23 protein-coding genes are annotated in these 23666 nt (G+C 70.3%); 14 read left to right on the top strand and 9 right to left on the bottom strand.

The window, feature by feature from the left end:
* Window positions 1-84 precede the first annotated feature (84 nt).
* The gene (locus tag ACXJJ3_RS27245) at window positions 85-741 is read right to left on the bottom strand and encodes a response regulator transcription factor (protein ID WP_458164694.1); all 657 of its coding nucleotides are present in this window, start codon (window positions 739-741) and stop codon (window positions 85-87) included.
* Between the two features lie 105 nt (window positions 742-846).
* Between ACXJJ3_RS27245 and ACXJJ3_RS27240 the strand changes: the two genes are divergently transcribed.
* The 4 genes from ACXJJ3_RS27240 to ACXJJ3_RS27225 all read left to right on the top strand — a co-directional run bounded on the left by ACXJJ3_RS27240 (window position 847) and on the right by ACXJJ3_RS27225 (window position 4431).
* Complete coding sequence (locus ACXJJ3_RS27240) at window positions 847-1398, top strand: hypothetical protein (protein ID WP_458164693.1); 552 nt, start codon at window positions 847-849, stop codon at window positions 1396-1398.
* Window positions 1398-2450 (top strand): peptidoglycan-binding protein, encoded by a 1053-nt coding sequence (locus ACXJJ3_RS27235; RefSeq protein WP_458164692.1) that lies wholly within the window; start codon window positions 1398-1400, stop codon window positions 2448-2450. Before ACXJJ3_RS27240 ends, ACXJJ3_RS27235 begins: the two co-directional genes overlap by 1 nt.
* Window positions 2447-3112 carry an ABC transporter ATP-binding protein gene (locus ACXJJ3_RS27230; RefSeq protein WP_458164691.1) on the top strand — a complete coding sequence of 222 codons (666 nt, stop codon included), beginning with the start codon at window positions 2447-2449 and terminating at the stop codon, window positions 3110-3112. The genes ACXJJ3_RS27235 and ACXJJ3_RS27230 overlap by 4 nt, the downstream gene beginning before the upstream one ends.
* Window positions 3113-3270: 158 nt before the next feature.
* Window positions 3271-4431, top strand: coding sequence for an ABC transporter permease (locus ACXJJ3_RS27225; RefSeq protein ID WP_458164690.1), 1161 nt, complete (start codon window positions 3271-3273; stop codon window positions 4429-4431).
* A 24-nt stretch (window positions 4432-4455) separates the two neighbouring features.
* On the opposite strand, the gene ACXJJ3_RS27220 is transcribed toward ACXJJ3_RS27225, so the two are convergent.
* On the bottom strand, window positions 4456-5403 hold the full coding sequence (locus ACXJJ3_RS27220) for a complex I subunit 1/NuoH family protein (RefSeq protein ID WP_458164689.1): 948 nt from the start codon (window positions 5401-5403) through the stop codon (window positions 4456-4458).
* Between the two features lie 61 nt (window positions 5404-5464).
* Here ACXJJ3_RS27220 and ACXJJ3_RS27215 point away from each other — a divergent pair, with 61 nt between their 5' ends.
* Entirely contained in the window at window positions 5465-6619 is a 1155-nt protein-coding gene (locus ACXJJ3_RS27215) for an NAD(P)H-binding protein (protein ID WP_458164688.1), read from the top strand.
* A 107-nt stretch (window positions 6620-6726) separates the two neighbouring features.
* Here the strand turns inward: ACXJJ3_RS27215 and ACXJJ3_RS27210 are convergent, their stop codons facing one another.
* The 3 genes from ACXJJ3_RS27210 to ACXJJ3_RS27200 form a co-directional block, all read right to left on the bottom strand.
* The gene (locus ACXJJ3_RS27210) at window positions 6727-7581 is read right to left on the bottom strand and encodes a GNAT family N-acetyltransferase (RefSeq protein ID WP_458164687.1); all 855 of its coding nucleotides are present in this window, start codon (window positions 7579-7581) and stop codon (window positions 6727-6729) included.
* Window positions 7582-7661: 80 nt separating this feature from the next.
* A complete protein-coding gene (locus tag ACXJJ3_RS27205; protein ID WP_458164686.1) occupies window positions 7662-8426 on the bottom strand; it encodes an NADH-quinone oxidoreductase subunit C in 765 nt (254 codons plus the stop codon).
* The gene (locus tag ACXJJ3_RS27200; protein ID WP_458164685.1) at window positions 8423-8980 is read right to left on the bottom strand and encodes an NADH-quinone oxidoreductase subunit B; all 558 of its coding nucleotides are present in this window, start codon (window positions 8978-8980) and stop codon (window positions 8423-8425) included. Before ACXJJ3_RS27200 ends, ACXJJ3_RS27205 begins: the two co-directional genes overlap by 4 nt.
* 90 nt (window positions 8981-9070) lie before the next feature.
* On the opposite strand from ACXJJ3_RS27200, the gene ACXJJ3_RS27195 reads away from it, so the two are divergent.
* The 6 genes from ACXJJ3_RS27195 to ACXJJ3_RS27170 all read left to right on the top strand — a co-directional run bounded on the left by ACXJJ3_RS27195 (window position 9071) and on the right by ACXJJ3_RS27170 (window position 16331).
* The gene (locus ACXJJ3_RS27195; protein ID WP_458164684.1) at window positions 9071-10522 is read left to right on the top strand and encodes a purine-cytosine permease family protein; all 1452 of its coding nucleotides are present in this window, start codon (window positions 9071-9073) and stop codon (window positions 10520-10522) included.
* A 3-nt stretch (window positions 10523-10525) separates the two neighbouring features.
* On the top strand, window positions 10526-11038 hold the full coding sequence (locus tag ACXJJ3_RS27190; protein ID WP_458164683.1) for a cysteine hydrolase family protein: 513 nt from the start codon (window positions 10526-10528) through the stop codon (window positions 11036-11038).
* Window positions 11035-11736 (top strand): GntR family transcriptional regulator, encoded by a 702-nt coding sequence (locus ACXJJ3_RS27185; protein WP_458164682.1) that lies wholly within the window; start codon window positions 11035-11037, stop codon window positions 11734-11736. The genes ACXJJ3_RS27190 and ACXJJ3_RS27185 overlap by 4 nt, the downstream gene beginning before the upstream one ends.
* A 1230-nt stretch (window positions 11737-12966) precedes the next feature.
* A complete protein-coding gene (locus ACXJJ3_RS27180; RefSeq protein WP_458164681.1) occupies window positions 12967-13104 on the top strand; it encodes a hypothetical protein in 138 nt (45 codons plus the stop codon).
* A 15-nt stretch (window positions 13105-13119) separates the two neighbouring features.
* Window positions 13120-13281 carry a hypothetical protein gene (locus ACXJJ3_RS27175; protein ID WP_458164680.1) on the top strand — a complete coding sequence of 54 codons (162 nt, stop codon included), beginning with the start codon at window positions 13120-13122 and terminating at the stop codon, window positions 13279-13281.
* A gap of 125 nt (window positions 13282-13406) precedes the next feature.
* Window positions 13407-16331 (top strand): helix-turn-helix transcriptional regulator, encoded by a 2925-nt coding sequence (locus ACXJJ3_RS27170; RefSeq protein ID WP_458164679.1) that lies wholly within the window; start codon window positions 13407-13409, stop codon window positions 16329-16331.
* Here ACXJJ3_RS27170 and ACXJJ3_RS27165 read toward each other — a convergent pair.
* Both ACXJJ3_RS27165 and ACXJJ3_RS27160 read right to left on the bottom strand, forming a co-directional pair.
* Window positions 16328-16513 carry a hypothetical protein gene (locus ACXJJ3_RS27165; protein ID WP_458164678.1) on the bottom strand — a complete coding sequence of 62 codons (186 nt, stop codon included), beginning with the start codon at window positions 16511-16513 and terminating at the stop codon, window positions 16328-16330. The two genes, ACXJJ3_RS27170 and ACXJJ3_RS27165, sit on opposite strands and share 4 nt — an antisense overlap.
* Window positions 16514-16703: 190 nt before the next feature.
* The gene (locus tag ACXJJ3_RS27160) at window positions 16704-18047 is read right to left on the bottom strand and encodes a serine hydrolase domain-containing protein (protein ID WP_458164677.1); all 1344 of its coding nucleotides are present in this window, start codon (window positions 18045-18047) and stop codon (window positions 16704-16706) included.
* Window positions 18048-18096: 49 nt separating this feature from the next.
* Between ACXJJ3_RS27160 and ACXJJ3_RS27155 the strand changes: the two genes are divergently transcribed.
* Entirely contained in the window at window positions 18097-19014 is a 918-nt protein-coding gene (locus ACXJJ3_RS27155; RefSeq protein ID WP_458164676.1) for an ornithine cyclodeaminase family protein, read from the top strand.
* Here the strand turns inward: ACXJJ3_RS27155 and ACXJJ3_RS27150 are convergent.
* Together ACXJJ3_RS27150 and ACXJJ3_RS27145 are read right to left on the bottom strand one after the other, a co-directional pair.
* The gene (locus ACXJJ3_RS27150) at window positions 18984-19340 is read right to left on the bottom strand and encodes an NADH-quinone oxidoreductase subunit A (protein ID WP_458164675.1); all 357 of its coding nucleotides are present in this window, start codon (window positions 19338-19340) and stop codon (window positions 18984-18986) included. The genes ACXJJ3_RS27155 and ACXJJ3_RS27150 overlap by 31 nt on opposite strands.
* Before the next feature lie 10 nt (window positions 19341-19350).
* On the bottom strand, window positions 19351-20106 hold the full coding sequence (locus ACXJJ3_RS27145) for a hypothetical protein (RefSeq protein ID WP_458164674.1): 756 nt from the start codon (window positions 20104-20106) through the stop codon (window positions 19351-19353).
* A 259-nt stretch (window positions 20107-20365) separates the two neighbouring features.
* Here ACXJJ3_RS27145 and ACXJJ3_RS27140 point away from each other — a divergent pair, with 259 nt between their 5' ends.
* Window positions 20366-22333, top strand: coding sequence for a 2-oxoacid:acceptor oxidoreductase subunit alpha (locus ACXJJ3_RS27140; RefSeq protein WP_458164673.1), 1968 nt, complete (start codon window positions 20366-20368; stop codon window positions 22331-22333).
* Complete coding sequence (locus ACXJJ3_RS27135) at window positions 22330-23409, top strand: 2-oxoacid:ferredoxin oxidoreductase subunit beta (RefSeq protein ID WP_458164672.1); 1080 nt, start codon at window positions 22330-22332, stop codon at window positions 23407-23409. The genes ACXJJ3_RS27140 and ACXJJ3_RS27135 overlap by 4 nt, the downstream gene beginning before the upstream one ends.
* The last annotated feature ends 257 nt before the right edge of the window (window positions 23410-23666 follow it).

The raw sequence follows: 23666 nt of genomic DNA, 5'->3' as shown, positions 1-23666 counted from the left end.
GGAACAGTCCGCCGTACAGCAGGGTCAGGCGACCGCGCAGCGTCAGGCGGCCGCGCAGGCGCAGGCGGCCGCGCAGGCGCAGGCTCAGGGGATGCGGTAGCCGACGCCGGTGACGGTCTCGACCAGTCCCGGCTCGCCGAGCTTCCGGCGGAGCTTCAGGATCGTCAGGCGTACCGCCCCCGTGAACGGGTCCACGTGCTCGTCCCATGCCTTCTCCAGCAGTTGTTCGGCCGACACGGTCGCGCCGTCGGCCCGCAGCAGCTCCGCGAGTACGGCGAACTCCTTCTTCGACAACGGCACGTACCGGCCGTCGCGGAACACCTCGTGCCGCGCCGGGTCCAGCGCGAGCCCGGCGCGTCGCAGTACGGGCGGATCGGCCGGGCGGCTGCGACGGCCGAGCGCGAGCACCCGGGCGGCGAGCTCGGCGAACGCGAACGGCTTGGTCAGGTAGTCGTCCGCGCCGAGCCCGAGGCCTTCGACCCGGTCCGTCACCGCGGCCGCCGCGGTCAGCATCAGCACCCGGGTGTCCGACCCGGACGCCACCAACTGCCGGCACACCTCGTCGCCGTGCACGACCGGGAGGTCGCGGTCCAGGACGAGTACGTCGTACCCGTTGACCGCGAGCCGCTCGAGCGCGGCACCGCCGTCACCGGCCACGTCGACGGCGTGCGAGTCGTCGCGCAACCACTCCGCGATCGCTGCCGCCAGCAACGGTTCGTCCTCGACCACCAGTACCCGCACGCACCCCATGGTGCCCGACCGCGCTGTTTCCCCGGTGTTTCCGTCGTCGGAAACGGTCCGGAAACGACGTTCCGACCAGGGTTTCCGGAAACGAGAGGAGCAACGATGCGCAACAGCATCCAGCGCAACGCCATCGGGCGCATTCCCGTCCTGGCTGTTTCCGTTCTGGCCGTTTCCGTTCTGGCGGCCGGTCTGATCCTGGCGGGTTGTGGAGCCGACAAGCCCGACGCCCGGGTCGCGTCCGGCGGGGAACCGCAGTCCACCGCGGCGAGTAGCGCGCCGGCCAGCCTCAGCAAGGACGACATGGCCGTCAAGTTCACCCAGTGCCTGCGGGAACACGGCCTGAACGTGCCGGACCCCGAGCCGGGCAAGGGCCCGATGCTGAAGTTCGACAAGAACTCCGGCGTCACCCAGGACCAGGTCCAGCAGGCGATGGAGGCCTGCCGGCAGTACGACCCGCAGGCGCAGAGCAGCGCCAACCCGCAGCAGCAGGAAAACGGCCGCAAGTACGCGGAATGCATGCGGGAAAACGGTGTCGAGAAGTTTCCGGACCCGAAGCCCGACCAGCGCGGGATCATGATCGGCCCGGGCGTCGCCGACGACCCGGACTTCAAGAAGGCCCAGGACGCCTGCCAGAGCATCCTGGCGGCCCGCTGATGCGGAAGGCGATCACCGCGGTCGTGGTGCTGGTCGCCGGTGGTGCCGCAAGCGTGTTCCTGGTGAACCGCGGCGACGCCGGCCAGACCACGAACCAGGCCGCGCAGCCGCTCCCGGTCAACACCGCCAAGGTCACCCGGCAGACCCTGAAGGACACCGAGACGCAGAACGGCACGCTCGGTTTCGGTACGACGTCCGCGGCGGTGAACCGGTTCGCCGGCACCGTCACCGCCGTACCGGACAGCGGGCAGGAGCTGCGGCGCGGGAACACCGTGTACAGCATCGACAACAAGCCGACCACATTGCTGTACGGCGCGCTGGCGGCGTATCGGAGGCTCGCGGTCGGGGCCGAGGGCAAGGACGTCCGGCAGCTCGAGGAGAACCTGCGGGCGATGGGGTACTCCGGTTTCACCGTCGACGACTCGTACACGGACGCGACGGCGACCGCGGTGGAGGCGTGGCAGGACGATCTCGGCCTGGACGAGACGGGTGTGGTCGAGCTGGGCAGCGTGCTGTTCGCGCCCGGGCACATCCGGGTGGACAGTGTGCCGGCGCAGGAAGGTTCGCCGCTCGGGCCGAACCAGCCGGTGCTCAACTACACCGGCACCACTCGAGCGGTCACCGTGCAGCTGGACGCCGCGGACCAGCGGCTCGCGGTCGTCGGCGCGGCGGTGGGCGTCGCGCTGCCGGACGGGGAAAACGTTGTCGGAAAGATTCAGAAAGTTTCCACGGTGGTGATTCCGGCAGGCAGCCCGGACAAGGACCCGGAGACCAAGGTCCAGGTGATCATTGGGATCGCCAACCAAAAGGCGGTGGCAGCGTGGACGTCCGCGGCGACCGACGTCACGTTCACCGCCTCGGAGCGGAAGAACGTGCTGACCGTCCCGGTCGCGGCGCTGGTCGCGCTCCGGGAAGGCGGTTTCGGCGTCGAGGTCACGGACGGGACGACGTCGCGGTACGTGCCGGTGAAGACCGGGTTGTTCGCGAGCGGCCAGGTCGAGATCAGCGGCACCGGGATCACCGCCGGTACCACGGTGGGGATGCCGAAATGATCGAGTTGCACGAGGTGACGAAGGAGTACGCGGGTGGGGTCCGGGCGCTCGCCGGGGTCAGCGTCCGGATCGAGCGCGGCGAGCTGGTCGCGATCGTCGGGCCGTCGGGTTCCGGGAAGTCGACGATGCTGAACGTCCTCGGAACGCTCGACCGGCCGACGTCCGGAACGGTCCGGATCGACCGGTACGACGTCGCGCGGCTGTCCGACGCCGGGTTGTCGGCGTTGCGGGCCAGCCGGATCGGGTTCGTGTTCCAGCAGTTCCACCTGGCCGCCGGCGTACGCGCGATCGACAACGTCGCGGACGGCCTGCTGTACTCCGGGCTGCGGCTGTCGGCCCGGCGCCGGCGAGCGGCGGCCGCGCTGGAGCGGGTCGGCCTCGGCCATCGGTTGCGGCACGAGCCGCACGAGCTGTCCGGCGGCGAACGCCAACGCGTCGCGGTCGCCCGGGCCGTCGCCGGCGAACCCGCCGTACTCCTCGCCGACGAACCCACCGGCGCCCTCGACTCCACGTCCGGCGCCGGCGTCATGCAACTCCTCCACGACCTCAACAGCGCCGGCACCACCGTCGTCGTCATCACCCACGACCGCGACATCGCCGCCTCCCTCCCCCGCCAACTCCACATGCACGACGGCCACCTGACCGAGAAGGCCCACCCATGACCAACAACCCCCTCAAAAAGCCACCACCACCCACCCCAGTCGGGAACACACCACCCGCGGCCGGCGGGGACAGGTCGCCCGCTTCGCCCAGCAGCACGCGGGCCAGCAGCAGGTCGCGGAGTGGGGAGTTGAGGCCTGCGAGTCTTCGGTTGGCGGATGTGGTGCGGGTGGGAGCGGTCGGGTTGCGGACCCGGCCTACCCGGGCGCTGCTGTCGGCGCTCGGGATTGCCATCGGGATCGCGGCGATGGTCGCCGTCGTGGGGATCTCCTCGTCGTCCCGCGCCGAGCTCGACGGACAACTAGATGCCCTGGGCACCAACCTGCTGACCGTGACACCAGGCACCAGACTGACCGGCGGACAAGCACAACTCCCCCTGACCGCAGAAGCGATGGTCGCCCGGATCGCCCCGGTTCGCGCCGAGTCCGCGATCGGCAAGGTCGACGACGCCTCCGTCTACCGGACCAACAAGATCCCGGCCGTGGAAACCAACGGCATCATCGCGTACGCCGCCCGCACCAACCTGCTCGCCACGATCGGCGCGACCGTCCGCAGCGGGAAATGGCTGGACAACGCTGTCGGAAACTTTCCGGCGACCGTTCTCGGCGCGACCGCCGCGGACCGGCTCGGGATCACCAAGGCCGGACCGGACACCCAGGTACTGATCGGCACCACCTGGTTCACCGTCGTCGGCATCCTCGACCCCGCCGCCCTCGCCCCGGAGCTCGACAGCGCCGCGCTGATGGGCTGGCCGGCCGCGAGCGGGAGACTCTCGTTCGACGGTCACCCGACCACGATCTACACGCGCTCAGCGGACGCCCAGGTAGCGGCCGTCCGATCGGTGCTCGGGGCAACAGCCAACCCGGAGGCCCCGAACGAGGTCGAGGTCTCCCGCCCGTCCGACGCGCTCGCCGCGAAACAGGCCGCCGGGCAGGCGTTCACCGGCCTGCTGCTCGGCCTCGGCGCCGTCGCACTGCTGGTCGGCGGTGTCGGCGTCGCGAACATCATGGTGATCTCGGTCCTCGAACGCCGCGCCGAGATCGGCCTCCGCCGGTCCCTCGGCGCGACCCGCGGTCAGATCCGTACCCAGTTCCTGACCGAGTCGTTGCTGCTCTCGGCAATGGGCGGCCTCGGCGGCGCGCTCCTGGGAGCAGCCGTCACAGCCGCGTACGCGTCGTACCAGAACTGGTTCACGGTGATCCCGGTTTGGGCGCTGGCCGGCGGGGTCGTCGCCACCCTGGTGATCGGCGCGCTCGCCAGCCTCTACCCGGCCGTCCGCGCCTCGCGCCTCTCCCCCACCGAGGCGCTGGCGACACCCTAGAACAGCCGAGGCGCTGGCGACGCCCTAGAACAGAACGACGCCGACGCCGGTGAGCGCCAGCTGCAGCAGCGCCACCGGCACCAGGCCCTGCCACGCGAGCTTCTGCAGCTGGTCGGCGCGCATCCGCGGGAACGACACCCGCACCCAGATCACCACGACCGACACCAGCGCCACCTTCAGGATCGTCCAGATCCACCCGATCGACTCCGGCCCCGGACCACTCCAGCCGCCGAGGAACAGCACCGTGGTGAGCGCCGCCAGTACGACGATCCCGGCGTACTCGGCGAGCAGGAACATCGCGAACCGGAGCCCGGTGTACTCCGTGTACGGCCCGAAGATCACCTCGGAGTCCGCGACCGGCATGTCGAACGGCGGCCGCTGCAACTCGGCCAGCCCCGCGATGAAGAACACGACCATGCCCGGGAGCTGCCACAGCAACCACCACGGGTTCCACGCGTGCGCGATCCCGGTCAGGCTCAGCGAACCGGCCGCGACCGCGACACTCGCCGCGGACAGTACGAACGGCAGCTCGTAGCTCATCAGCTGCGCCGCCACCCGGAGCCCGCCGAGCAGGCTGTACTTGTTCCCGCTGCCCCAGCCCGCCATCAGCGAGCCCAGTACGCCGATGCTCATCACCGCGAGTACGAAGAACAGCCCGGAGTCGAGGTCCGCGCCGACGATGCCGGGCGCCAGCGGGATCGCGGCGAGCGCGGCGAGGTACGGCAGAATCGCGACCACCGGCGCCCACTCGAACACCCGCTTGTCCGCGGCGGCCGGGACCACGCTCTCCTTCTGCACGAACTTCACGCCGTCCGCGACCAGCTGCGCCCAGCCGTGGAACCCGCCGGCATACATCGGGCCGAGCCGTGACTGCATGTGCGCCATCACCTTGTGCTCGGCCTGTCCGACCAGCAAGGGCGCCACCAGGAAGGCGACCAGCACGCCCACCACCCGCACCACGAACTCCAGCATGGGGGTCAGCCTAGTGCGTCCGGCTTGACCTCAACCAACGTTCAGGTCCAAGGCTTGGGGCATGAGAACAATCCTTGTCACCGGAGCCACCGGCCGGGTCGGCCGGCACGTCGTCGACGGGCTGCTGGCCGCGGGCGTCTCCGTCCGGGCCCTCGTCCGTACGCCGGAACGCGCCGCCCTCCCGCCCGCCGTCGAGCTGATCCAGGGCGATATCACCGACCCCACCGCGGTACGACGGGCCGCGGACGGCGCCGACGCGGCGTTTCTGCTCTGGCCGTCGTTCAGCGCCGACGGTGCCGCGGCCGTCGTCGACGTACTGCCGCGGCGTGTCGTGTACCTGTCCTCGCTGAACGCCGAATCCGGTGGCGTCTGGGGCGACGTCGAGCAACTGCTGCGGGACCGGGACTCGACGTACGTCCGCCCGAGCGGGTTCGCGGTCAACGCGCAGAACTGGGCGAACGACTTCCGCACCGCCGACGTCGTCCGCGTCGCCTCGCCCGAGGCTGCTCGGTCGATGATCCACGAGCGCGACATCGCCGCCGTCGCCGTCCTCGCACTGCTCGGCGACCAGCACATCGGCCGGACGTACGAGATCACCGGCCCCGAGGCGCTCACCCAGGCCGAGCAGATCCGTACCATCGCGAACACCGTCGGCAAGCCGATGCGCGTCGAGGCCCTCGACGACGCCGCCGCCCGGCAGGCGATGCTCGACCTCGGCGCCGACCCGATCCTCGCCGAGAGCTCGGTCGGCTACTGGGCCTCACTCGTCGACAACCCCGAACCGGTCACCACCACGGTCGCCGAACTCACCGGTCGCCCCGCGCTGACGTTCGCCACCTGGGCCGCGGACCACGTCGCCGAGTTCCGCGTACCGACCACGACCGAGGTCGCTCAGCAGTACACCGACGCCCTCTCCGCCGGTCGCCTCACCGAAGCCCTCGCCCTCACCGCCCCCGACATGATCCGCGTCGCACCCCTCGAAACCGACGGCAAGGAAATCGAACTCAAAGGCACCGACGCCATCCTCGCCCACGCCCGCGAACAAACCGCCGGCATCGAGTACGACGCCATCGACGTCCTCGGCCCCCTCGTCACCGACAACCACTTCGCCATCCGCTTCACCTTCCCCCACACCACCAAACTCTCCCTTTGCACAGTCGACTCCGGCCGCATAGTCCGCGAAGAAGTCTTCTACTACACCCCGGCACATACCTGACGAACGCGAACCGAGTCGTGGCAAATGGTTCGGCAGCCGCTCGCCGAGTCGTGGAATCTGGTCGTGAAATCCAGCCACTTCCCACGACTCGGCGACCTGAACTGTCGTCAGAGCGGGAGCTGAACCCAGCCGCCGACGTCTTGGCGGCCGGCGGCGAGGGCGGCGGTGCGGGCGGCGTGGTTGGCGGCGTGGATGGTGCCGATCAGGATGCGGGTGGGGTCCGGGAGGGACTGGGCGAGCAGGGCGCTCAGGTGCCGGCCGTAGCCGTGGCCGCGGTGGGCGGGGGCCAGGACGAGTTCGCGGACGACGTACGCGGGCAGGCCGAGGGCGTCGTCGGGCTTGATGATCGCGGCGGCGTACCCGGCCCAGTCGCCGTTCACGGTGACGTCGTACAGCAGGCCGTCGTCGGCGGATTCCTGCAGGTCGTCGAGGTCCTGGAGCGTCGCCTCGTCGGTGTGGTGCGGGTGTTCGGCGTCGACGGCGGCGTACGCGGCGCGGGCCTCGTCGTAGTGGTCGACGGTGGACGCCGGGCGGAGCGCGAGGCCGGGCGGTACGTCGTACGGCTGCAGCTCGCTGATCGGTGCGCCGAGGAACCGGCGGTCCGGGACGGTGCCGTCGACGCCGGCGTCGGCTCTCCAGAGGCGTACGTAGAGCGGTTGGTGGATGCCGTAGTACTCGGTCGCGGCGGCGGCGATCGCGGGGAGGTCGGGTGGTTCCGGGGTGCGGGTCATCGGGGTGGCGTCGACGAACGGTTTCGCGAGGTTCATGTTCTCGAAGCGCATGCTGAACATGACGCCGAGGTCGTTGCCGACAGCAACCCAGCGGTTGAGCATCGAGTCCGCCGGTTTGCCCGGCGCGAGCCGCTGCGCCCGCGCGGCGGCGATGTCCAGGTCCTCGGCCAGCAGAATGTCCAACGCCGCATGCTCCTCGGCAAGAATCGCCAGCCGCCGCGCGTCATCCACCCAACCCCGCGTGAGCGGATGCTGCCGCTCCAGAGTCCAACCAGCCAGCTCTTCAGCAGTAGGAATCACAGCTGAACAGCCTAGGCCCCGTCCGCACCCGAACCCTCCGGAGGAGCAGGTGCGGGCGCGTCCGGCGGAGATGGTGTGGTGTTCGCGGGTGGGGTGGGGGTTTGGCGGCGGGTTCGGCGTTCGCCGGGGGTGGCGGAGCGGCGGGGGCGGGCGGGGGTGGCGGCGGATTCGGCGGGGGCCAAGGGGTCGGGGGCGGCGGAGCCGGGTGGGCGGGGGCCCCAGGTTTCGGGGTCGGGGATGCCGGGGGGCAGGGTGCGGCGGCGGCTGGGGGCGCCGCTGGGGGCGTGGTCGGATTCGCCTGGTTCCTTGGCGCCGGGCCAGGGCTTGGCTACGCGGGACGCCAGGACGAACTCCTTGCGGAGAGGGTGGCCCTCGAACTCGTCGGGGAGCAGCAGAGTGGTCAGGTTCGGATGCCCTTCGAAGGCGATCCCGAACATCTCGTGCGTCTCCCGCTCGTGCCAGTTCGCGCCGGCGTACACGTCGGTCAGCGTCGGCAGTACGGCGTTGTCGCGCGGCACCAGGGTCCGCACCAGCACGTGTTCGACGTGCGCCCCGCCCCAGAAGTCCGCGAGATGCGACACCACCCGGAACCCGTCCCGGAGCTCGTCGGACGCGCTCAGGAAGTCGAAGAACGTGAACCCGACCGCGTCCCGCAGTACCTCGTGCGCCGCGACCCACGACTCCGGCGGTACGTCGACCGCGACCGGGCCGAAGCTGCTCGCGGACGTCGCGGCGATGCCGGCGCCGGTCAGCGCCTCGACTGCGTCCGACGTCACGGCTGCACCAGGCCCCGGGTCAGCGCGGCCGCCGACGGCTCGTCGTACCGGCTCGCGACAGTCTCGCCGGCGATCCGCTCCTGCAGTTTGAGGATGCCCTGCAGCAGCGCCTCCGGCCGCGGCGGGCAGCCGGGCACGTACACGTCCACGGGGATGATCTGGTCGACGCCCTTGGTGACGCAGTACGAGTCCCAGTACGGGCCGCCCGAGTTCGAGCAGGAGCCGAAGCTGATCACGTACTTCGGCTCCGGCATCTGGTCGTACAGCCGCTTGATCGCGGGCGCCATCTTGTCCGTGACCGTGCCGGACACCACCATCAGGTCGGCCTGCCGCGGACCGGGTGCGAACGGGATCACGCCGAGCCGGATGAAGTCGTGCCGGCCCATCGACGCGGCGATGAACTCGATCGCGCAGCAGGCGAGGCCGAAGTTGAACACCCACAGCGAGTACTTGCGGCCCCAGTTCAACAGGTACCGGACCGGCTCCGGCGCGAGCTTCGCCAGCGCACCCACGGCCGGCCGTACGGTCGGCATCCCCAGCTCGGTCTCGGCCATGAAGATCAGCCTATAACTCGTTGACCGTGGCGGACCCGCGTCCTACCGTCGTTTTGAACAGGACTGAACAGGTCCTTCGAAGGAGCCGGGATGACCGACCAGGTCGAGGTGCAGCAGACCCGCGCGCTCTCCGTCGAGAGCAACGGGCTGAACGTGATCGCGGACGCGGACCGCAAGGGCCGACCGAGCCAGCTGTTCTGGCCGTGGTTCGGGGCCAACGTATCGGTGCTGGGACTGAGCTACGGGGCGTTCGCGCTCGGGTTCGGGATCTCGTTCTGGCAGGCGGTGATCGCCGGGCTGATCGGGGTGGTGTTCTCGTTCCTGCTCTGCGGGCTGATCGCGCTGGCCGGAAAACGTGGGTCGGCGCCGACGATGGTGCTCAGCCGGGCCGCGTTCGGAATGCGAGGAAACAAGTTTCCTTCCTTGGTTTCCTGGTTGCTGACGGTCGGCTGGGAGACCGTGCTGACGATCCTCGCGACGCTGGCGACGGCGACCGTGTTCGAGCGGCTCGGCTGGGGCGGCGGCGCGCTGACGAAGGTGATCGCGCTGGTCGTGGTCGGTGTGCTCACGGTCGCGTGCGGCGTGCTCGGGTTCGACCTGATCATGCGGGCGCAGACGGTCATCACCGTCGTGACCGGCGTACTGACGGTCGTCTACATGGTGCTGGTCGCGGACCAGATCCACTGGAAAACGGTTTCGGAAATTCCGAACGGTTCCGCGCAGGCGGTGATCGGCGCGCTGGTGTTCCTGATGACCGGCTTCGGGCTCGGCTGGGTGAACGCGGCGGCGGACTACTCCCGGTACCTCCCGCGGCGCGCGTCGAGCCGGGGCGTGGTCGGCTGGACGACGTTCGGCGGCTCGGTCGCGCCCGTCGTACTGCTGGTGTTCGGGCTGCTGCTCGCCGGGTCGTCGAAGGACCTGAGTACGGCGATCAGCGCGGACCCGATCGGGGCGCTGGCAGCGACCTTGCCGACCTGGTTCCTGGTGCCGTTCGTGATCGTCGCCGTACTCGGGCTGGTCGGCGGGGCCGTCCTGGACATCTACTCGTCCGGGCTCGCGCTGCTGTCGCTCGGGCTGCCGGTGAAGCGGTACGTCGCGGCGTTCGTCGACGGCGTGGTGATGATCGCCGGCACGATCTACGTCGTCTTCTACGGCGGCAAGTTCCTCGGGCAGTTCCAGGGGTTCCTGATCACGCTCGGCGTACCGATCGCGGCCTGGTGCGGGATCATGCTCGCCGACATCGCCGCCCGCCGCCGCGACTACGCGGAGGACGACCTGTACCGGTCGAGCGGCCGGTACGGTGACATCCGATGGTTGCCGGTGGCGACGATGGTGGTTGCCACGGGCATCGGCTGGGGACTGGTCACGAACACGTACGCGTCCTGGCTCACCTGGCAGGGGTACCTGCTCGGGGCGTTCGGGCTCGGCGGCAAGCAGGGGGCCTGGGCGTTCGCGAACCTCGGCGTACTGGCGGCGCTGGTGATCGGGTTCGTCGCGCAGTGGTTCGGCGGGCGGGCCGCGGTCCGGCGTCAGGAGGCGTGAGACGTGCTGGCGCTGATCGATCTGCAGCGGATCTTCGCGGATCCGTCGTCGGGCTGGGCGGCACCGGACTTCCGGCGGGTGGTCGAGCCGGTGCGGGAGCTGATCGGGTTGTTCTCGCCGGACGTCGTGTTCACCCGGTTCGTCGCGCCGCAGAAGCCTGACGGAGCGTGGGTCGGGTACTACGAGGCGTTCCCGTTCGCGTTGCAGCCGGCCGATGCGGCGGACTACCAGTTGGTGGACGAGTTCAAGGGCGCTCCAACTCTGGACAAGACCACGTTCGGTGCCTGGGGCCCCGAACTGGCGGCGCGGGTCGACGGCCGGCTGGTACTCGCCGGAGTCGCGACCGACTGTTGCGTGATCAGTACGGCGCTGGCCGCGGTCGACGCCGGCGTACCCGTGCAGGTGGTGGAGGAGGCGTGCGCCGGGTCCACCGCGGAGAACCACGCGAAGGCGATCGACCTGATGCGGCTGTACGCGCCGATGCTGGAGATCGTCAGCGTGGAGCAGCTGCGATGATCCGGCTCAAGCACGAGCGGGTGGCGCGGGTGCTGGCGCGGGAGATCAAGTCCGGCGTCGTACGGCCGGGAGCGCAACTGCCCGGCGAGGTCGAGCTGGCGCGGCGGTTCGCCGTCAGCCGGAACACCGTCCGCGCCGCGCTCGCCGTACTCGCCGAGGACGACCTGATCACCACCCGGACCGGGAAGGGGTCGTACGTCCTGTTCGACGGACGGCCGCTGGACGGGCGGCTCGGGTGGACGCATGCGCTGTCCGAACAGGGTGTCGAGACGCGGATGCGGACGGTACGGATCGAGCTGGGCGAGGACCCGGCGCTGGCCGCGCGGCTCGGGCTCGGGTCGTCGACGTTCGTGGTGATCGAACGGGTCCGGCAGTTGACGGACGGTACGGCGATCTCGCTCGAACGTAGCCAGATACCCGCGCACGACAACCTGCGGGACCTGCCCGAACGCGGGCTCGACAACGGCTCGATCAGCGTCACGCTCAACCGTGCCGGCCTCTACCTCGACCACTGCGAACAACGCCTCCGCGGACGCCTCCTCACCTCCGTCGAAGCCGGTCACCTCGGACGACCCGCCGACACGTGGTTCCTGCACACCACGCGAACCAGCTGGACCGCCACGGACGAGTTCGCCGAACACGCCGACGAGCTGCTCGACCCCACCCACTACGAGCTCAACCTCACGTACAACAGCTGAAGCCACCGCCCAGCCGACGGCGGAAGGCCGACTCGAGTAGGCGCACGCACACGGCGCTTCGCGTGAGGCAGCGCGCATACCGCGCCGCGGGTGGAGCAGCACGCGCACCGCGCTAGGTGTGGGGCGGCACGCGCACCGCCCTGCGGGTAGCCGGCACGCCCACCGCCCTGCGTGTAGCCGGCACGCGCACCGCGCTGTGGGTGAGGCGGCGCGCGCACCACGCTGCGTGTAGCCGGCACGCACACCGCCCTGCGGGTAGCCGACACGCACACCGCCCTGCGGGTAGCCGACACGCACACCGCCCTGCGGGTAGCCGGCACGCACACCCCGTTGCGGGTAGCTGGTGTGCGCACCACGCTGCGTGTGGCTGGAGCCCGCCCACCGCCCTGCGCGTAGCTGACACGCACACCACCCTGCGCGTAGTTGGTGTGCGCACCGCGCTGTGGGTGGCTGGCGTGCGCACCGCGCTAGGTGTGGGGGGCGGCGTGCGCGGCCCGCTCCCCCGCTTCTGGCGCCGTGCCCGGGTGGGTTGGGTGTGTTGGGAGGGGTCTAAGGGTGTAGTTGCCGTGGGCATAGGGAGTTGTGCTGATGTGGGGGGTCTCCTCAGGGGCGGACTGTTTTGTCAGGAGCGAGAAGCAGTCGGAGGAGATCATGTTCGTTTACTCGACCGCCGCGGTTCAGGCGGAGATGAAGTATCGCCAGGAGCGGATCCGTCGCGACTTTCAGCGCAGCTCGTGGTTCCGTAAGCGGGTTCCGCAGCCGCCTCAGCCCTGTGCGCCTGAGCTGCGGGCCCGGCCTGCGATGTGACGGCGCGGTCGCCGCCACCTTAGGCCCCTTCCCCCGGCGCGGCCGGCTCCTCCAGAGCCGGCTGCGCCGCCGTCGTTTCCGGGGTCCGCCGCCGTCGTTTCCGGGGACCACCGCCGCCGTTCGCCCGGGACCACCACCGCCGTTCCCGCCGGACCACCGCCGCCGTTCGCCCGGGACCACCACCGCCGTTCCCGCCGGACCACCGCCGCCGTTCGCCCGGGACCGCCGCAGTCGTTCGCCCGGGACCACCACCGCCGTTCGCGCGGGTCCGCCGTCGGCGTTTGGAGGGGCCTAAGGCCCGGGATCGGCGCCTAGGTGTCGTCGGGCGGGGTGGATAGGGAGGAGTTCCGATGTGCGGGGTCACCTCAGGCGAGCAGATTGAGGGTGTCGGCAGGGAGCCGGCACAGAACAACGGAGGAACACATGTTCACCAACGCAAGCGTCAAGGCAGAGGTCGACTACCGCCGGGAGCGTCTCAGCCGCGACTTCCGGCAGCACCGGAGCACTTCCGGGAAGCGCAGCCGCCGGACCATCAGCCACTTGTTCGGCCGGAAAGCCTGAAGGGAGGGACACACCATGATCACAGTTCCACTGACCCCCGATGCGATGCGAGCGGAGGCGGCGTACCGCCTGGAGCGCGCCAAGCGTGACTACCGGGCCGCGAACCGCCGGGAGCGCACGGTGAAGGCCGCCGAGCCGGCACCGCGGCACGCCCTCCGACCCCGTCCGGTCGCATGACCGCCGGAACCGCCGTTCCTGATCGAGAAACACCGATCAGGAACGGCGTTTCTGTACCTGTTTCTGCGATCGGGAGAACCCACGGAACGGGATGCCGTCGATTTGTGTCGGCGCCAGGGGCGAAGATGGACGACGTGCCCTGGAATTCGACACCTCTCGTCGGCCGCTCGTCCGAGATGGCCGCCCTGCTCAGCGCCGTGGACGACGCGAAGACGCGTCGCGCCGGTGCCGTGCTGCTGTCCGGCGACGCGGGCGTCGGCAAGACCCGGATGCTGGACGAGGTCGCGACCGGTGCACACGAGCGCGGGTTCGGCGTACTCGTCGGGCACTGTACGGACTTCGGTGACGCCGGCCTGCCGTACCAGCCGTTCTCGGAGATCTTCGGGCGGCTGGCGGGCGACCGCCCGGACCTGGTCGAGGGCGTACTGACGAACTTCCCGGCGATCGGCCGGCTGCTCCCGGCGCACCGGTTGCTCGGCGCCCAGCCCGCGCCGCAGCAGGAGGGCCAGCTGGACCGGGCCGCGCTGTTCGACGCGGTGCTCGGCGCGTTCACCGCGCTGTCGACCAGCGAGCCGCTGCTGGTGATCATCGAGGACGCGCACTGGGCCGACGACTCGACCCGGGACCTGATCGGTTTCCTCATCACCCGGCTGACCTCGCAACGGCTCGCCCTGGTGGTGTCGTACCGCAGCGACGACCTGCACCGCCGGCACCCGCTGCGCCGCCCGATCGCCGAGTGGTCGCGCAATCCGCGGGTACGCCGGGTCAACCTGCTGCCGCTCGACGCCGACGAGGCCCGGACGCTGCTGCACTCGCTGCTCACCGATCCGCTGCCCGCCGAGGAGGAGCGCCGGATCCTGGAGCGCGCCGGCGGCAACGCGTTCTTTACCGAGGAACTGGCCGCCGCAGCGTCGATGGGCGACAACGACGGCGTACCGCCGGATCTCGCCGACCTGTTGCTGGTCCGGCTCGACCCGCTGTCCGACAACGCCCGCCAGGTGGCGCGGGTGATCGCGGTCGCGGGTCACCGGGTTCCGCACACGCTGCTCACCGCGGTCGCGAAGCTTCCGGACCGCGAGCTCGACGACGCCCTGCGCGAGCTGATCGACGCCCACATCATCGACGTACCGACCAGCGATCGGTACTACTTCCGGCACGCGCTGCTGGCCGAGGCCGTGTACGACGACCTGCTGCCGGGTGAGCGCGTCCGCGAGCACGCCGCGTACGTGCAGGCCCTGGAGAACCAGACCGTCGCGGGCACCGCCGCCGAGCTGGCCGGGCATGCCACCCGGTCGCACGACCTGGCGACCGCGTTCGAGGCGCGGGTCCGGGCGGGGCAGGAGGCGCTGTCGGTCGCCGCGCCGCAGGAGGCGTTGAAGCACTACGAGATGGCGCTCGAACTGTTCCCGAACGCGGCGCCGACCAGCACGATCGACAAGACCTGGCTGATCGTCGACACCGCGACCGCGGCCACCCTGTCGTCCCAGCACCTGCGCGGGCTCAAGCTGCTCCGCAAAGCGCTGGCCGAGCTGCCGGCCGACGCGCCGAAGCGGCAGCGCGCCGAGCTGCTGCTGCCGCTGGCCGACATCGCGCTGATCATCGACAAGGACCAGGAGTCGAACGAGGCCGTCTCGCAGGCGCTGAAGCTGGTCGGCGACGAACCGGCAAGCGTCTTCAAGGCCCAGGTCGCCTCTTTGTACGCACGGGTCTCGGACGCGCTCGGCCGCCCGATGGAGGCGGAGCGCTGGGCGCACAAGGCGCTCGAGATCGCCCGCGAGGCCGGGCAGGAGTCCGCGGCCAGCGACGCCGGGATCACGCTCGCCCAGCTGCGCCGCCGGGCCGGCGACCCGGAGACCGCGGCGAAGCAGCTCGAGGAGGCCGCGGTCCGGGCGCAGCTCACCGGCGATCCGGCCGCCGAGGTGCGGAGCCGGTTCCTGCTCGGGTCGACGCGGTACGAGCAGGGCGACCTGCTGAACGCGAAGTCGGCGTTGTCGTTCGCGACCAAGCGGGCCGGTGAGCTCGGGCGCCAGTGGGCGGCGTACGGGTTCGACGCGCGGCGGATGCTGGCGCTGACCCAGTTCATGCTCGGCGAGTGGGACGACGCGTCGGCGACCGCGCGGACCGACGCGATGACGCCGGCGGCGGCCGGGGCGGCGCTGCGGGCGGTGGAGTTCTCGGTCCGCGGCGGGCGCGGTGACACCGCGGTCGCGGAGGAGTTCGAGATGTCCCGCAAGTGGTGGGACCTGGACATCATGCTGCCGATCATCGGGCTGCAGCCGGCCGTGGACGCGTACCGCGCGCTCGACAAGCCGGCCGCGGCGGAGAAGCTGGTCGCGGACGTGACGACGTTGTGCGCGGACGTGTTCCAGACCGAGTGGTTCCTGGGGCGGATCCGGTTCGCGACGCTGGGGTTGCAGTTGTTGTGTCACCGGGCGGTCGGCGAGCCGTCGGCGGTGGCCGAGCTGGTCGAGCGGGGTGCGGAGCTGGTGTCGCTCGGCCAGGCGACCGCGGAGAAGGGGCTGCCGCCGGGGCGGTTGATGGGCGTGGAAGGGCTCGCCTGGCTGGCGCGGCTGGAGTCGGAGTGGGACCGGTTGCGGTGGCTGGCCGGGGTGGACGCGCCGACGCCGGAGGAGCATGTCGCGGCGTGGCAGCGGACGACGGACGCGTTCGGATACGGGTACGTGTTCGAGCAGGCGTGGTCACGGGTCCGGTTGTCGGACGCGCTGCGCGCTGCCGGGCGGGTCGCCGAGGCGAACGAGCAGTCCGCGGCAGCCGCCGAGGTCGGGCGGGAGCTGAGCGCGCGGCCGCTGCTGGAGGAGGCGGGCGGCGGCGACCCGACGCACGGCGCGAGTGCGCTGACGTCGCGGGAGACCGAAGTACTGCGGTTGCTCGCCGAAGGCCGGACGAACCGGCAGCTGGCGCGGGAGCTGTACATCAGCGAGAAGACCGTCAGCGTGCACGTCTCGAACATCCTCGCCAAGCTCGGCGTCCGCTCCCGGACGGAAGCGGCCGCGGTGGCACGGCGGGACGGTCTGCTCGAGGAAAGCTAACCGTGGCGGCGGTTCGCCTGGTCGTGGGTGATGTGGCGGGCGCGGGCGCGGGCCAACTCGTCGGCTGCGGGCTCTTCGACCTTGGGGCGTTCAGGTTCGGTGATGTCGTCGAAGACCTGGCGGGCGTGCCGCATTCGCGCTACGGCCAGCAACACCAGTCCGGCCGCAGCCAGGGTTATCACTAACCACAGTTGCCACGACATAGCCTCACCACCACGTATTCGCCCCGTTCCCCCGAGTAATCACCATAGCCCCGAACCCTGCGCTTGGCGACCAGCTGTACGCAATCCGTTGATCAGAACGCTTGAAACTCACGCTTGTTGCCCAGCGCAAGCACAAACGGTGAGCAGGCAACAGAAACTGCAACAACTCTCAGTTACTGCGCGGAGTCAACCGTCCGCCGCGGAACAGATACCCGGCGCGACCGTCCACCGGGCTCCGGAACGCCAGCACCTCGTGGACTCCGCGCTCCGGCTCGGCCGCGATCAGCCGGGTGTCGTCGAGCGCCACCAGCCGGGTTCGCCGCGACTCAGGCATCAGCGCCCGCGCCTCGTCGCTGACCGGCTCGTCGAGCACCCAGAACTCCCCGTCCTCGACGCTGACCGTCGACTGCGTGAGTACGCCGGTGTACCGGCCGGTGACCAGCGCCGCCGGGATCTCCACGGGCTCCTCGGGCGGCACCGGCCGCGCCGCCACCTCGATGCCCGCGGTCTCGCGGAGGATGTGCCCGACGAGTTCGTCGTACAGCGCGCCCGTGTCGCCGCCGTTCGTGAGCAGTACGACGCCGACCCCGTGCTCCGGTGCGAGCCGCAGGAACGCCGACTGGCCGATCGTGCCGCCGTCGTGCCCGTACAGCAGGCCGCCGTCGAAGATCATCCAGCCGAGACCCCACTGCTGCGGGAACCCGCCGATCGCCGGTACGTCGATCTGCGGCTCCCACAGCCGGTCGATCGCGGCCCGGTCGAGCAACGTCGCGTCCAGGTACGCCCGCCCGAACGCCAGCAGGTCGCCCGCGCTCATCGCCAGCAGCGACCCGGCCGGCGCCATCCCGTGCACCAGGCTCCACACCGGCGCCGCCTGCAGCGGGTCCCCCGGTTTCGGCGCGATGTGCCCGAGCGCGGCGCGGTACAGCAGCGCCTCGTCCGGGATCGTCGCGACGTGCCCGAGCTCGAGCGGTCCGGCGACGTACTCGCGGATCAGCTGGTGGTACGGCTTGTCGCGCAGGACCTCGGCGATCCGGCCGAGCACGACGAAGCCGGAGTTGTTGTACGAGAACCCGGCGCCGATCGGGACCTCCTGCGGCAGCTCGGGCAGTACGTCGTGGACGAACAGCTCGACCGCGTCGTCGCCGCGGGACGTCGGCGTGAACGCGTCACCGGAGAAGCCGCTCGAGTGCGTGAGGAGATGCCGCGCCGTCACGGTCGCGGAGGCGGTGTCGTCGGCGAGCAGGAAGTCGGGCAGGTACTCGCGGACCGGCTGGTCCAGGTCCAGCTTCCCGTCGGCGACCAGCTGCATGATCAGCGTGGTCGTCCAGAGCTTGGTGATCGACCCGACCTGGAACACCGAGTCGGTCGTCGCCTCGACACCGGTGTTCAGGTTCAGGATCCCGGCGGCCGCCGTACTCACCTCGCCCCCGGCCAGCACCGCGACCGACGCCGCCGGCACGCCGTGTTTGGTGATCAACGCGGCGAGATTCTCGTCCAGCCAGCTCTGCACGTCGTCTGCTCCTCAGGATTGGGCGGAGCCTCAGAATATGCTCGGGTGGGTGATTGTGCTCTCTGCTGAGGATGTCCGCCGGGCCGTGCCGATGGGTGCGGCCGTCGCCGCGGTGCGGGACGGGTTCCGGGAGTTGGCGGCCGGGAACTTCGTGCTGCCGCCGCGGCAGGTCTTCGGGGACGGCGCGGTGCTGGTGATGTCGGCGTACCACTCGCCGACCGGGACCGCGGTGGTGAAGAAGATCGGGATCGCGCTGGACCAGGTGCCGGCGATCCGGGCGACCGTGATCTGGACCGGCGACGGTGAACAGCTGGTCGCCGAGGGCAGCTCGATCACGACGCTGCGGACCGGTGCGGTGGTCGGCGTCGCCACCGATCTGCTCGCGCCGGCGGACGCGACCCGGCTGACGGTGATCGGTACCGGCGCGCAGGCCCCGGACCAGGTCCGCGCCGTGCTCGTGGTCCGCCCGATCGCGGACGTCACGATCGCCGGCCGCTCCGCGGAGCGCGCCGCCGTACTGGCTCAGGACCTCGCGCGGGAGTTCCCCGCGGTTCGGTTCACCGCGACGGCGGACGTCGACGCCGCGATCGCCGAGCCGCACGTGATCTGCTGCGCGACCTCCTCGAGTACGCCGCTCTTCACCGCCGACGCTCTCCCGGCGAACGTCCACGTGAACGCGATCGGCGCGTTCCGCCCGACCATGCGCGAGCTCCCCCGCGACCTCTTCACCGGCAGTACGGTCGTCGTCGACCAGCGCGAGGCAGCCCTCGATGAGTCCGGAGAGGTGATCGACGCCGTCGACTCCGGCGTACTGGCCGCGGACGACCTCGTCGAGCTCGGCCCGGCGCTCGCGACCCCGCCGACGAGGACCGGTCGTACGGTGTTCAAGTCAGTCGGGGTCGGCTGCCAGGACTGGGCGATCGCCGCCGCGCTGGCTCAGGTCCAGCGCAGCACGCCCTTGCGGTAGGCGTACAGCAGGCCGACCGCGACGAAGGCCAGGAAGACGAACATCTCGATCAGCGTGGCGAACCCGAGGGTGCTGAAGATGGTGGCCCACGGGAAGAGGTAGATCGCGTCGACCGCGAAGATCACGTACAGGTAGGCGAACAGGTAGTACCGGATGTGGACCTGCGCCCACCCCTCGCCGACCGGGTCGACGCCGGACTCGTACGTCTTGAGCTTGCCCTCGGTCGGATACGTGACGGTCAGCGCCTTGTTCAGCGCGAACGCGCCGATCAGCCCCACCAGGCCGAGCGCGACCACCGCGGCGACGACGCCATAGCTGTCCGACACGAGGAGGAGTCTAGTTCGTGCAGAGCAGCGAGGAGTCGATGGAGACGTACGGACCGTAGCCGGAGCGGATGTCCGAGACCTGGAGGCGGAGACGGGTGATGCCGGAGATGTCGTAGTTGAGCCAGGTCTCGGTCTCCTGCTGCATCCGGATCGAGGTGACCGCCGTCGTCCCGTTGTGCAGCGAGACCCGGACGAGCCCGTCGGTCAGGTTGCCGAGCCAGGTGCGCGAGTACCGGCAGCCGGTGGAGTCGACCTCGCCCCAGACGTACCCGCCCTGGTCGGCGAGCAGGTCGGCCTCGGACCGTCGCGGCCCTTCCTTCGGCGGTACGACGTTGAACTGCGGCTGCCCGGCCCCGCCGACCGCGGCCACGCCCTTCTTGAACAGCCCGCGCCACACGAAGTGCTTGAACGAGATCATCGGCGACAGCGCCGCGGCGTACGGCGCCTGCGCCCCGATCGCGATCCGGTAGGTCCGGATCGACCCGGGCTGCACCGTGGTGATCGTCACGCTGCTGCCGGTCGAGTAGCCGTGCGCGATCTCCTGCCAGCGCTTCTGCGACGGGATCCACTGGTGCAGCGGGATCCGCGTCCCGTTCGCGGGCGCCGGGGTCAGCGTGCCGACGACCGTGATCACGCCCTTGGTCGCGTCCGTCGTCCGGATGCTGGAGATGGTCGCGGTCCGCACCGGCGACGGGACCGCCGACGCGATCGGGACCACGCTGCCGAGCAAGAGCACCATCAGCAGTCCGGCCAGCAGTCGCCGCATCGCACAAACTCCCTGAAGTCGCAGTCAGTTGACGCCACCCTGCCGGTTCTCACTCCGGATCGCAACCGGGCGTTCGCGCAGCGTGAGAGCTCCCTTACCGGATCCGGACGGCTTCTAACACCCCGTCCCAGGCTGTGGACCACCGGGGCTTCCGCATGGTTCCGTTCTAAGGGCGAACTAATATTGGGGTTATCGCCCTGACGGGGGGATCGACGTGCCGCCCACGAGGCGTCAAGCCGACCCAAGCTTCGACTTGGAGATGAACAGAACAGTGACCATCGAGGTCAAGCAGCTCGACCGCGTGGTGATCCGGTTCGCCGGCGACTCCGGTGACGGGATGCAGCTCACGGGGGACCGGTTCACAGCGGAAACGGCGTCGTTCGGCAATGACCTGTCGACGTTGCCCAACTTCCCGGCGGAGATCCGCGCACCAGCCGGAACCCTGCCCGGGGTCAGCTCCTTCCAGTTGCATTTCGCCGATCACGACATCCTGACGCCGGGCGACGCGCCCGACGTCCTGATCGCGATGAACCCGGCCGCCCTGAAGGCGAACCTGAAGGACGTGCCGCGGGGCGCGACGCTGATCGTCGACACCGCCGACTTCACCGCGCGGAACCTGAAGCGGATCGGGTACGACGAGAACCCGCTGGAGACCGGTGAGCTCGACGGGTACCACGTCGTACCGCTGAACCTGACCGGCATGACGGTGGAGTCGGTCAAGGAGTTCGGTCTGACCCGCAAGGACGCGTCCCGGGCGAAGAACATGTACGCGCTCGGCCTGGTGTCCTGGCTGTTCCAGCGGCCGGTCGAGTCGACGATCACGTTCCTGCAGACGAAGTTCGCGGGCAAACCGGACATCCGGGACGCGAACATCGCCGCCTTCCGCGCGGGCTACAACTTCGGGGAGACCGCCGAGGAGTTCGCGGTCCGGTACGAGGTGAAGCCGGCCCAGATGGCGACCGGGACGTACCGGAACATCTCCGGCAACCTGGCGCTCGCGTACGGCCTGGTGGCGGGCGCGCAGCGCGCCGGTCTGCCGCTGGTGCTCGGGGCGTACCCGATCACCCCGGCGTCCGACGTACTGCACGAGCTGTCCAAGCTCAAGCGGTTCAACGTCACCACGATCCAGGCCGAGGACGAGATCGCCGGTGTCGGCGCGGCGCTCGGTGCGTCGTTCGGCGGGGCGCTCGGCGTGACCACGTCGTCCGGGCCGGGGATCAGCCTGAAGTCCGAGACGATCGGGCTCGGCGTGATGCTCGAGCTGCCGCTGGTGGTCTGCGACATCCAGCGCGCCGGTCCGTCCACCGGGATGCCGACCAAGACCGAGCAGGCCGACCTGCTGCAGGTGATGTTCGGCCGCAACGGCGAGGCGCCGCTGCCGGTGCTCGCGGCGCAGTCCCCCGCGGACTGCTTCGCGATCGCGATCGAGGCGGCCCGGATCGCGATCACCTACCGGACGCCGGTGATCGTGCTGTCCGACGGCTACCTGGCGAACGGGTCCGAGCCGTGGCAGATCCCGGTGATCGAGGACCTGCCGACGATCGACCCGAACTTCACCACCGCGCCGAACACCCCCGACGGCAAGTACCTCCCGTACCTGCGCGACCCGGAGACCCTGGCCCGCGCCTGGGCGATCCCGGGCACCGCGGGCCTGGACCACCGGATCGGTGGTCTGGAGAAGGAGGACAAGACCGGGAACATCTCGTACGACCCGGCCAACCACGACCTGATGATCCGGACCCGGCAGGCCAAGGTCGACGCGGTCGCGCGGACGATCCCGCCGGTCGAGGTCGACGACCCGGACGGTACGGCGAAGGTCCTGGTGCTCGGGTGGGGTTCGACGTACGGCCCGATCGGCGCCGGTGTCCGCCGGGTCCGGAAGGTCGGCGGCAAGGTCGCGCAGGCGCACCTGCGGCACCTGAACCCGTTCCCGCCGAACCTCGGCGAGGTGCTGGAGTCGTACGACAAGGTCCTGGTCCCGGAGATGAACCTGGGCCAGCTGGCGATGCTGCTGCGGTCGAAGTACCTGGTCGACGTGGTGTCGTACGCGCAGGTCCGCGGCATGCCGCTGGGCGCCGCGGAACTGGCCGAGGTGATCGGCAACCTGGTCGAGGAGACCGCCGGGATCGACGACGACGCGCGCGGTCTCGGGACCGCGGCGGCCGCCCTGAAACACGGAGAAGCACTGGCCGACCAGAACGGTCATCTCAAGGAGGGTGCACGATGAGCGCCGTAGAGCTCGGCATGCCGGGCCTGCCCGACGGCCTGCGGAACGTCCCGCCCGCGACCGAACCGCAGAACCGCAAGGAGTACGTGTCGGACCAGGAGGTCCGGTGGTGCCCCGGCTGCGGTGACTACGCCGTCCTCGCGGCCTTCCAGGGGTTCCTGCCCGACCTCGGGATCAAGCGCGAGAACGTCGCGATCGTCTCCGGTATCGGCTGCTCGTCGCGGTTCCCGTACTACCTGTCGACGTACGGCATGCACTCGATCCACGGCCGCGCGCCGGCGATCGCGACCGGGCTGGCGACCGCCCGTCCGGACCTGAGCGTGTGGGTGATCACCGGTGACGGCGACGCGTTGTCGATCGGCGGCAACCACCTGATCCACACGCTCCGGCGGAACGTGAACCTGAAGATCCTGCTGTTCAACAACCGGATCTACGGGCTGACCAAGGGCCAGTACTCGCCGACCTCGGAGCCCGGAAAGGTGACGAAGTCGACGCCGATGGGGTCGGTGGACAACCCGTTCAACCCGGTCTCGCTGGCGCTCGGCGCGGAGGCCACCTTCGTCGCACGGACCGTCGACTCCGACCGCAAGCACCTCACCTCGGTACTGCGCGCCGCGGCCGAGCACCGCGGTACGGCGTTCGTGGAGATCTACCAGAACTGCCCGATCTTCAACGACAACGCGTTCGAGGCGTTCAAGGACCCGGAGACCCGGGACGACGCGATCATCCCGCTTGTGCACGGCGAACCGATCCGCTTCGGCACCGACGGCCGCCTCGGCGTCGTCCGCGACGGCTTCGCCTCCCTCGCCGTCCGCGAGATCGCCTCGCTCCCGAACGGCGAGGCCGACCTGGTCGTCCACGACGCCCACGTCGACGACCCGGCGTACGCCTTCGCGCTGTCCCGCCTCACCGACGGCGGCGTCCTGCACCGCGCCCCGGTCGGCGTCTTCCGTTCGGTCGAACGCCCGGCGTACGACGACCTCGTCCGCCAGCAGATCGTCACCGCCCAGGAGTCCCAGGGCCCCGGCGACCTCCAGTCCCTGGTCACCGGCGCCGACACCTGGACGATCAACTAGCAGCCGTCAGCGCAGGCTAACTGGTAACCGGGTAGTGCACGAGTGCCGCGCACTACCCGGTTACATATGTATCAAGCTGACACGGATGACTTCACAAAAATGTGTGTACTCGAAGTACTTGCGAACACCGCGGCGAGCCGATAGGCTTCTATCAGCGCGGCACCGTGGGACCCTGCATCCCAGACGATCTCCCACGAACGCAAAAGCAATGCCCCGGGCGGCATGCCGAAGCAGAGGCGAACCCGGGGCTTACTCGT

This window comes from Kribbella sp. WER1, from assembly GCF_054189145.1.
The sequence above is the reverse complement of the archived record's forward strand: the minus strand, read 5'-3'. Positions and strand labels throughout refer to the sequence as shown.